Genomic DNA, 7,417 nt, shown 5'->3' with positions numbered 1-7,417 from the left:
ACGCTGGAACTCAAATTAGCCAAGAAAGTCTAAAACTGGCTTGGAGAATTTTTTCGTTTAGCGACGCTGATATTGTCATTGGATCGAAAAGACATCTTCTCTCGAAAGTAAACTACCCATTAAAAAGAAGAATATATAGTGTGATTTGCCAAATCGCAGCTCTTATAGCCTTTAATTTAAAGGTAAAAGACACCCAAGTCGGCTTAAAAATTTATAAAAAAGAAATCCTGAACAAAATAATCCCCAAGATGAAAACTCAAGGTTACGCCATCGACATTGAAATGCTTATCGCCGCTGGAGCCTGTGGCTACAAGAGAATTTTTGAAACCCCGGTTGATTTAAGTGCTTATCAATTTGGTGGCGCGGTAAATTATAAGGCCGTTTTTCAAGTGGCTCGGGATATGCTAAGAACATATTTCCGCCTGCTGCGAGGTTACTATGGATAAATTATATCTGACTGTGGATCTGGAACCCGATCCCTGGACCAATCAAATCCCTCGCGAGGAAACGGAGACGCTCCTAGATCTCTTCGGAAAAAGAGATCAACGGGTTACCTGGTTTGTGACCGGAAGTTTGGCGGCGGTAGCCCCCAAACTGGTGGAACAAATTCAAAACAGAGGGCATGAAATTTGTCTTCATAGTTTTGAACACTCCAGAATTACCTGTCTAGACAGCCTGCGAAGCGAGCTTTATAAATCAAAAGAATTCATTACTAAATACCACCCCCTGGGTTTTAGAGCACCCTTTGTTGACCTGCCCAGTGGCAGCCTAAGAATTTTAAAGGAATACGGCTTCCGCTTCGATTCTTCAATTTATGGCAATGAGGTACTTAACGAAGACGAGATAGTAGAACTACCAGTAACTTCGATTCGATTATTTGGGAGTCATCGTGGCCTACCTAAATTTCCCCAAAATTTTTACCAAGCCCTTACCCGTGGCTATTTACCGGCCGGCGGAGGATTACTCACAACTCTAGTCCCTCGGTTACAGCTGAGCATCTTAAAAAAAACTAAACAACCGGTAATGTTTATTCATCCCTGGCAACTAAGTCGTCACAGCTTTAAGTTGTCCTGGCCACACCCTAGTTTACTTTTATACCGTTTTAGCTGTCTTGATTATGTAAAAAATATCTGTCTAAATTACCGTTTAGGAAAAATGTCGGAATTATTATGACTTTCAGGCTTAAACTAACAAATCAAGTATATTTGGGAACTGTCTCCGTGATCATAATCATTGGAGGGCTACTTCGAATCTTAAATTTGCAGCAAAGAACATTTTTTGGTTACGATCTAGCACTTATTAATATCTTTGCTTATAAATTTATTGTTCTTCATGAAAAAATAGTCACTGGCCATTTTATCGGCGGAGTTCTGGCCACTTTTCCACCGACCTTTTACTACATTGCAACAATCCTTCTTAAAATAACTAATTACAGCTATTATATTTTACCTTTATCGACGATTGCACTCAACATTTTGACGCTAATTATTATCGCGGTCTTTCTGCCAAAGTTATTTGGAAAACTGGCGACGCTTATTACCATTTTTTTATATAGCGTTTCAGCGATAGTTGTTTATTACACTTTGGTCGGCACGAATCCGGAATACATCCCACCACTACTGGTAATATCCATCATTGGAACAGTTTTCTATTTAAAAGACCGGAGAATTTGGTGGCTTCCGATTGTTGCTTTTTCGCTGGCTTTAGCAACCCACTTTCATGCCACGATCTTTTTTGCGATTCCGGGAGTGGTTTTAGCGTTTATTATTTACAGAAAACAGATTCGACTCGATAAACCTGGAATAATTGCTATTGCTATTTCATTGCTTATTCTTGTAGTAGTCGGTTTCGTCCCACATTACCTGGAAAACAAATACATGGGAAACCGTAATATAAGTTACATTATTAAAGCACTAACCCAAGGAATGGAGGGACCAAACATTAGTAAACAGGATAGTATCGCTAACTTTCTGGAAAGTACCATTCAAACTAACGGGGAACTACTTATTCCCAGCCCAGAAATTTACCTCCACCCCAACCCGCCGATTAGTCAAAGTACCACGCTACCACCCATAAAAATACTGGGGATTGCAATGTCCCTATTTTTATTATTCGTGCTTATTAAAAACCTTCTTTTTCTTAACAAGGGACCCTGCGGTAAGACAATAGTGACAACTATTTTCATTGTTTACTTTATTCTGCAGGCAATCATTCCCAAATACGAAGCCTCGCCCTGGATGAAACCGTTGCAGTGGCTCGACGCGGTCTATTTCCCATTATATTTTATTCTCCTGGGAGCTGAGCTTAGTGAACTTATTCAAACGATAAGACAAAGAAGACCTCGAGTTTTGATCGCCTCTGCAATCACAACCATTGTTATATTGCTTGTTTTCAATATTCAGAAATGGGTCGAGAATACCAATCGAACAGAAATACCCAAACTGCAAACCATGATCGCCATTAGTCGAACAGTTGAGGCCGAGTCAAAGTGGGACCACAACCCTTTTATTTACTCAGGAAAGGGAGGCGCCGTCTGGGTTTGGAATTTTAATTTTATCCTTTGGAAAGAAACCGGTGACACAAAATATTTGCGACAATTTATCTGGGCGGACGCTAAACCTTTTCGTAACGAACCTATTTATATAGTCAGCGGAGACTTTAGCAATCTAAATTACCTGCTTGCGGGCCAAGAAGATTACGCCAAGGGTTTTCAGGATCGCCCGATAATAAAGAAACTAGGAAAAGTTCATGGGTATTTCGTGGAAAAAGTTTATAATCAAATCTAAATTTTTTGGAAGACTAGTGTTGTTACCATTCCCAAAGCCGTTAGCTTAGAATTAATTTGTGTGTAACCCTGACCTAGGCTTGATTTGATCTCGGAGGCAGATACCAGTTCGTGGGTACCAGCGTCATCAAAAGTCACCCCGGGATTTTTTAAATTCCTATAAATTTGCCAAACTGGTTCGATGAGATGTTCTAGAAAACCAGGTGTCGTCATGATCAGCCGTCCCCCACTCTTCAAATGCTTGTTTATGACAGCGATGACTAACTGCCGGTCAGAAGCGGTAAAGTGCTCAATGACATCGGAGCAAATGACCACGTCAAAAGTTTGATTTAAATCTAAATTTCTAAGGTCACCAACGATAAATTTATTGGCGCTATTTTTTGAGGCGTACTCAACGCATTCTGGTCGAATATCAACTCCTGTGACTGAGCATTTTTTAACGCTTAGTAAATTACTCACAAATCCTGACGAGCAGCCTAAATCGAGAACCGACGACCCAAATGGCACCTCGTTAATAATGGCTGAGACACGACGCCTATGAAATTCGCCCACCAAAGAATGAGGATCAAAATAAAGTTTGTCGTAATAGTCGAATGGTTGATTAATGGTCATAATAATACTGACTTTTTGGCTAGAGATATCTTTATAAACACTAATGAAAAAACTAGCAAGAGGATGTTATTAATTAAATTTGTATAAGCCGCCCCCAAGGCCCCGAAGATTGGAATTAAGTAGTGATTGACTACAAGTAGCATGACGGCAGAAAAAATTGAGGAGAAAGCAAAATACTGAGGTTTCTCTAAAGAAAAAAAGTTGGCGGAGATGGCGCTTCTGGCTGCTCCAATAGAAACAGCCACTAACAAGATTTTAAAGATCGTGACGGAACCCACAAAAGATTCTCCCACAGTTAAGGTGATTAGTGGGCCAGCTAAGGGCCAAACTATCAGTGCCCCTATAAATATAAACAGACCAAGAAGTAAGGTTTTCTTTAAAAATGGCTTAACGTGCCGTGACTCAGTAAATGAAGCTGCCCGAATGCTGAGGACCGTTCCTAAAGAAGCTGTAATAATAGTCGCTACTTGAGAGAAACGACTCGCCGCCGCGTACAAACCAACGTCTAAAGCCGGCAATTTATTTCCGACAATAAAGATATCCAAATTACTGGTAACAGCCGCGACGAGAACTCCCACCCCCATCCAAACAGAAAAACCCAGAATTTTTTGACGATGCGCTTTGTCAACGCTAACCGGTCCTAAAAATTTTCTAGAGATTAACAGTGCCCCGCAAGCCGCCCCAATCAAAGGAGAAATTAAATAGATCGCGTAAGACGATAAAATTGTGGTCGACCCTAGAAAGACCAAGGCCAGTAGTCCTATGATTTTAAAAACGGAAGCGGCCGTTTGAATCCAAATACTAGGTAACCATTTTCCCAATGCCTGCGATAGTGCGGTGTAAAAATCGAGTAGCATGATCCCAAGAAGTGCTAGAAAAGATAATCTAAACAGTAAAGTTAATTCAGAATTATGGAAAACTCCTTGAGCTAAAATCGGAGAGCCAACTATTCCAAAAACAGTAACTACTAAGGTTATTATGATCTTCAGAGTTAGAGCATATTTGGCGTATGGTTCCCAGCGTCCCACCGCGTTTTGAGCAGCGTACCGACTTAAAGCAAAGTTTAAACCGAGATCCGTAAATTTCGAGGCCGTCATGAAAACACCAAACGCCAGGGAAAAAAGTCCAAAGTTGACCGGACCCAGTTTCCGGGAAACAATGATTGTCGCCACAAAGCCTAAAAGCGAGGTTAACCCGTTTCCCACTGTCACTAGGTAAACATTGCGAGCTGTTTGGCCGGTTATAATTGATTTAATTTTAGCGATCATGGGTTTTTGTGCTTGTCGACCAGTGAAAAGCCGCCCCACTCTACGACCTCAGTCATATTAAAACCATCTTTCTTAAGAGTTCTGTATAAATCTTGAGGCATTATAAAAATCGATTCTTGACGACGACTACCAATTTCCTCAATATTTCCTTTAGTAACGCTCACAACCGGCCCCTTACTAATGTACATAATGGCCGGGTCGGCCAGTCCCGCGTAGTAAACAGTGCGATCAATACCAAAACGTTCGTCTTTGGCTTTTAGTAGTTGGTAGATATGAAGATTAAAATCTTGGTAATAAATCCGATCTTTCATGATAAAAACGTAACTCAGTGAGGCGATAAAAATCGCAAAACAAATAAAGACTCGAATAAAGTACGGGCTGGCCCAGTTATACATGACCGCGAGTGTCTTGGCGAGTTTGTCCCAGAATGATCCGGCGATAATCGCGAGAACCGGGTAAATCGGAATTAAATACCAGATTAATTTGGAGCGACTGATTGAGAAAAATAGAAAAATCGCACTAACCCAAACCCCCAGTAGTAAGTAACGCCAATCTTTTTTGATAATGCCCCGGATGAGAAATGGTATGGAGGCCAGTAGTGGCAAGCACCAGATTCTAAAGCTGACTTTGATAACAGTGAGATACCAGAAAAACGGTTGGGTCTTTCCTTGAACGTCAGAGAAAGCCCTGCCAAAGACATGACCCACAAAATAGACGTCCCAAAAAGCGTGGCCCCATTTAATAGTCATAATAATGTGCCAGGGTAAGGCGACTATCAAAAAACAAATAACAAACAGCAAATAACATTTTATCGGAATTTGGTAGGGTTTCTTATTTTTTAGCCAGAAGTAATCTAAAAGTGCAAAGACGACGACGACCCCCAGTCCGAGGAGCCCAATGATGTCTTTGGTCATAACCCCGAGTCCTACAGCGACGCCCGTCAATGCCCAATCTAAAGCTTTTCCAGACTCCCTAGCTCGAATGAAGAAGTAAATCGTTAAAGTGATAAAGAGGGTGACGCTAACATCTAGAGTGCCGTTGCGGCTGTAGTAAAGATAATGAACCGTCGCCATTAGCATCGCCGCTGACACAAAACCGGTTAGACGGTTGAATAGTTTGGACCCAATCAAATAGGTCACGAGAATGCCGCCGAGTCCGGCCGCCGCCGACCAGAAACGAGCCGCCAAAGACGTATTTCCCCATAAAGAGATGAGTGGTGCCGTAAGCCACATATATAGCGGCGGCTTTTCAAACCAAGTGTAGCCTGCATACCACTGCAAAGTTAGCCAATGTCCTGTATTTGCTATGTTGCGGGATACTTGAGCGTAAATAGCCTCATCCCAGTCAATAACGTGAGTGTTATTTAAGCCGAGATAAACCAAAATTCCAAAGGTAACTAGAATAATCACGACCGGTAACCATTTAACTTTAGCCAGTTCTGAGGCAAAGTACGAGAAATTATTAAGTTTTGGTAAAAGTACGATCGAGAGCAAAAATGAGCCAAATAACGTCCACCAATAAAATTCAATATTATACGAATAAAAAATACCGGAGACTAAAATTGCCACTGTAGAAGCCAAAAAACCCAGTTGCAGCAGCTTTTTATCGGTTTCTGGAGTTTTAAGAGCGGCTAAAAGCGAATAACCGATAATGACCAACATTAAAAGGCTGTAAACCACGATCCCGGGAATCCCCGTTTCGGCCATTACTTCACCCCAAACGCTGTGCGAAGGGACGCGGTCGGTACCGAGCCGATTATCTTTATCAAAAAACTCGGTAGAAACGGATGTTTCTTTTAGATGTTCACTAAAACTGCCATAACCAGAACCGATCCAGGGGTATTTAAGCATTAATTCCGACGAAGCACTTAACAAAGTGAAATGGGTATCAAAAGAATCAATGCGAGTATGGATAAATCCCCCAATTACTCGATCTAGCGTTTGATTTTGTAAGGTAATAAAATTGAAGTAACCTAAAAAACCAATTACTAAAATTAAAATTACCGCGTATACTCGTTTTCGTTGCCCCCAAAACCATAAAATGCCAAGCAAAACAATGATTCCGGCGACCATTCCGAGCCAAGCACTTCGTGATTGAGTTAAAACGAGCACGAAAGACAAAAAGACGCTAACTCCGGCCCACCAGCGTTTCCAGGCTTTGGAGGTCGCCGAAAATGACAAAACTAAGGCTAGCGGAATCACTGTTATCAAGTAGCCACCGTAATGATTAACATCCCAAAAAGTGGAGCCAATACGAGGTAGATGCCCAGGCACCACCCAGACTCCGCCAATGGTTTTTTTAAAAACCTCTTGAGCAATTAATTGAAAAATCGCCAGGATTCCGGTAATTAACGCCACCCAGACGTATAAATTCGTAGCCGTTTTAATAAAAGATAAAGTATCGCGTTTCACTAAATATTTGAAAAAAATATAAAAAAGAATAATTCCGCCAAAAAATACTAACAATTTAAGGCTGGCCAGCAGATTAAGGGAATTAAAAAGAGACAGGACCCGCAGTACAAATAATGCCAACAAACCCAGTAGCACCGGATCTTTTAGAAAAGAGCGAATGTCGGAGAATTTTCTAGTTTTTCGTAGCCATACCACTAATCGAGTGGCCCCTACCAGCCCCAGGGTCGCCAGTACCAGCCGCACCGGCAGTAAGTCCCAAATGACCAAGCTAAAAGTCTCTTTGTGAAGCAATGGTAAGACTGCTATTAAAAGATAAAATCCGAATTTTAGGTTTTCGAAAG

Annotated in this window: 6 protein-coding genes; 3 read left to right on the top strand and 3 right to left on the bottom strand. The window is 41.4% G+C overall.

Features of this window, described 5'->3' with window-relative positions; genetic code table 11:
* From NT141_03015 to NT141_03005, 3 genes are all read left to right on the top strand, one after another.
* A partial coding sequence (locus NT141_03015) for a hypothetical protein (GenBank protein ID MCX6784014.1) occupies window positions 1-446 on the top strand: 446 nt, incomplete at its 5' end.
* Entirely contained in the window at window positions 439-1,173 is a 735-nt protein-coding gene (locus tag NT141_03010; protein ID MCX6784013.1) for a polysaccharide deacetylase family protein, read from the top strand. The genes NT141_03015 and NT141_03010, both read left to right, overlap by 8 nt.
* A complete protein-coding gene (locus NT141_03005) occupies window positions 1,170-2,786 on the top strand; it encodes a glycosyltransferase family 39 protein (protein ID MCX6784012.1) in 1,617 nt (538 codons plus the stop codon). Before NT141_03010 ends, NT141_03005 begins: the two co-directional genes overlap by 4 nt.
* Here NT141_03005 and NT141_03000 read toward each other — a convergent pair.
* The 3 genes from NT141_03000 to NT141_02990 form a co-directional block, all read right to left on the bottom strand.
* Window positions 2,783-3,397 carry a class I SAM-dependent methyltransferase gene (locus NT141_03000; GenBank protein MCX6784011.1) on the bottom strand — a complete coding sequence of 205 codons (615 nt, stop codon included), beginning with the start codon at window positions 3,395-3,397 and terminating at the stop codon, window positions 2,783-2,785. The two genes, NT141_03005 and NT141_03000, sit on opposite strands and share 4 nt — an antisense overlap.
* Window positions 3,394-4,665 (bottom strand): oligosaccharide flippase family protein, encoded by a 1,272-nt coding sequence (locus NT141_02995; GenBank protein MCX6784010.1) that lies wholly within the window; start codon window positions 4,663-4,665, stop codon window positions 3,394-3,396. Before NT141_02995 ends, NT141_03000 begins: the two co-directional genes overlap by 4 nt.
* A partial coding sequence (locus tag NT141_02990) for a glycosyltransferase family 39 protein (protein ID MCX6784009.1) occupies window positions 4,662-7,417 on the bottom strand: 2,756 nt, incomplete at its 5' end. The genes NT141_02995 and NT141_02990, both read right to left, overlap by 4 nt.

The organism is candidate division WWE3 bacterium, assembly GCA_026396615.1.
Lineage (GTDB): Bacteria > Patescibacteriota > WWE3 > JAPLWK01 > JAPLWK01 > JAPLWK01.
This window is presented reverse-complemented; position numbering and strand designations above follow the sequence as displayed.

Bases quoted from the DNA above. Each gene is read 5' to 3' on its own strand.
- NT141_03010 (MCX6784013.1), top strand. From the start codon at position 439: ATGGATAAATTATATCTGACTGTGGATCTGGAACCCGATCCCTGGACC.
- NT141_03005 (MCX6784012.1), top strand. From the start codon at position 1,170: ATGACTTTCAGGCTTAAACTAACAAATCAAGTATATTTGGGAACTGTC.
- NT141_03000 (MCX6784011.1), bottom strand. From the start codon at position 3,397: ATGACCATTAATCAACCATTCGACTATTACGACAAACTTTATTTTGAT.
- NT141_02995 (MCX6784010.1), bottom strand. From the start codon at position 4,665: ATGATCGCTAAAATTAAATCAATTATAACCGGCCAAACAGCTCGCAAT.